At 62.0% G+C, this 2393-nt stretch carries 2 protein-coding genes and 1 pseudogene; 2 read left to right on the top strand and 1 reads right to left on the bottom strand.

All coding sequences use genetic code 11. The features are described from left to right. Positions 1 to 480: pseudogene (locus ACLRGI_RS19510) on the bottom strand (hypothetical protein); the annotation flags it as partial. A 134-nt stretch (positions 481 to 614) separates the two neighbouring features. Between ACLRGI_RS19510 and dcd the strand changes: the two are divergent. Both dcd and ACLRGI_RS19500 read left to right on the top strand, forming a co-directional pair. After that, positions 615 to 1190 carry a dCTP deaminase gene (dcd, locus tag ACLRGI_RS19505; protein WP_011776299.1) on the top strand — a complete coding sequence of 192 codons (576 nt, stop codon included), beginning with the start codon at positions 615 to 617 and terminating at the stop codon, positions 1188 to 1190. A 601-nt stretch (positions 1191 to 1791) separates the two neighbouring features. Next, the coding region (locus ACLRGI_RS19500; RefSeq protein ID WP_419203158.1) for an endonuclease domain-containing protein at positions 1792 to 2393 on the top strand (602 nt) is incomplete at its 3' end.

The raw sequence follows: 2393 nt of genomic DNA, 5'->3' as shown, positions 1-2393 counted from the left end.
CGGGTCGGGCCCGACGGCCGGGCCGGACGGCGTCGGTACTGCTGGAACGGTACCAACAGACTCTTGTGGGGTGGGGTCTGTTGCAGGTGGTTCAGTGGTGCCGGGATCCGAGGGATTGTCCGGGCCCCAGGAAGGTCCGATGTTCGGCACCGGAGGTGGAGTCTCAAACACGGGATCCACTGCGATGGGTCCGCTATCCGATCCGCCTCCCGTGCCGGCGCTCGGTGTCGACAGTGGAGTGCCGGGGTCGGGCGCGGGCACCGTGGTGGGGTCCGAAGCGTTGCCGGCCGCGGGGAGGGCCGCTGAGGGTGCGGGGGCCGCCGTCGTGGTTTCCTTCGGTGCCGAGAATCCTGACGGGTCACCGGCCGAAGGTGTGGCGGTAGGGCCGGGGAGTGTCTGCGTTAACGGGAGAAGCTGGCTGGAGGCGGCCACCCCTAGAGCCAGTACGCCAGCCAGCACAATAGCGGCAGGCGCAGCCATTTTTCTCACAATTACCCCGCGAATGCTCGTTGCCCCCAAGTACGGGCGCGGTTCTACATGTCCGGGAACTATAGTCCCATGGGGCGCCACGGACAATGCATGTGCTATTTGATGGATGGGGTATTTTTGATGCTGTGCTGATCTCTGACCGCGATATTCGTGCCGAAATAGACTCCCAACGGATTGTTCTTGAACCGTACGACCCCGCGATGGTGCAGCCGTCTTCCGTGGATGTGCGGATTGACCGGTTTTTCCGGCTCTTCGACAACCATAAATACGCCCACATCGACCCCGCCGAAGAACAGCCCGAACTGACCCGGCTGGTGGAAGTGGAAGGCGACGAGCCATTCATCCTGCACCCCGGAGAGTTCGTGCTCGGCTCCACGTATGAAACCGTCAGCCTGGCCGATGATATCGCGGCCCGTCTTGAGGGGAAGTCATCCCTTGGACGCCTCGGTCTGTTGACTCACTCCACTGCCGGCTTCATCGACCCCGGTTTCTCCGGCCACGTGACGCTTGAACTCTCCAATGTGGCGACCTTGCCCATCAAACTATGGCCAGGGATGAAGATCGGCCAGCTGTGCTTCTTCCGTCTGACGTCCTCGGCCGAGCACCCCTACGGTTCCGGCGAATACGGCAACCGTTACCAAGGCCAGCGCGGGCCCACCGCCAGCCGCAGCCACCAGAACTTCCACCGGACGTCCATCTAGGTTCTTGAGCGTCTCGCCGAGGGGTTGGCTCTCGGCACTTTGGGTGTCCCTTTCGGTCGAGATCCCGCCCCTCAGTGCGCTATCTCTAAGTAGGTGCCCGCTTGAGCTCACCCGCTTTAGTTGTGCGCCGAGGGGTTGGCTCTCGGCACTTTGGGTGTCCCTTTCGGTCGAGATCCCGCCCCTCAGTGCGTGACTGCCGCCTCCACTAGTCCTCCACATTGTGGGTAACCTCTTGGGCAGCCATCATCCATGCCAACAATGGCTGATGAGGATTTCTCCGCCGCTTCCGATCGGGCTCCAGGGCCGTTCATTCTCGCTTAAAGAGCAACGCGCAGCAGGCCTGCCCGATCATCGGGCATGGAACAGCGATCTCCAAGTTGCCAGCAGGGGCATCCGGGTACCGTGGGGCTGGAGTCAGGATCCTGCACACACGGCCCGACTCCTCGCGAGTATGAGCGAGGGCACTGTTTGTTGCCGCGAAACAGCCGCGATGCTGTGGGGATGTCCATTGCCTTGGGATGCTCAACAAGATTTCTTAGTACATCTGACCAGGGTTGACGGCGCCTTTCGACCGCAACGCCGGGGAGTAAGTGGACACCGGATGATCCTTGCCGACTCCGATGTCAGCTCAATTGATGGCCTTCCGGTCACTAGCGCCCCCCGAACATGGCTTGATCTGGCCGGTGTGCTGCCGTTCGAGGACTTGGTGGCGGCGGCCGATCATTTCATTTGCAGCCAGACCAGGAGCTTCGGACACAACAGGACCGCGCTTTGCTCGCTGGACGATTTGAGGGCACAGATTGAACGACATGCTGGCACACGAGGTATTCGGAACGCACGCGAAGCACTGGAATTGGCGCGGGTTGGTGCAGATTCGGTACCTGAGACCAAGCTGCGTCTCGCCATGGGCCGCGCTTTCCTGCCCGAACCAATACTGAGTTATGTGGTGTGCGACCCCTCCGGCCGGGAGCTGGTGTGGCCCGACCTCGCCTTTCCGGACTTCAGAGTTGCTATCAATTACGACGGCGGCCATCACCTCACTGCGGCGCAAAAGGAATCCGACATCCGCCGGGAGGCGTTGCTCGCAGTGAACGGCTGGATCTCAATTGTGGTCACGGCCGAGCAAGTCCGGGAACGAGGCTACGACGGGGTTGTTCGCCGTATCCGGGACGCGTTAGGCAGGGGAGGGTGGGTATCGAGGGG

Origin of the sequence: Paenarthrobacter sp. PPS72 (genome assembly GCF_048537125.1) — a bacterium.
Lineage (GTDB): Bacteria > Actinomycetota > Actinomycetes > Actinomycetales > Micrococcaceae > Arthrobacter > Arthrobacter nitroguajacolicus_E.
Note: the sequence above shows the minus strand (reverse complement) of the source record. Positions and strands in the feature narration are given on the sequence as shown.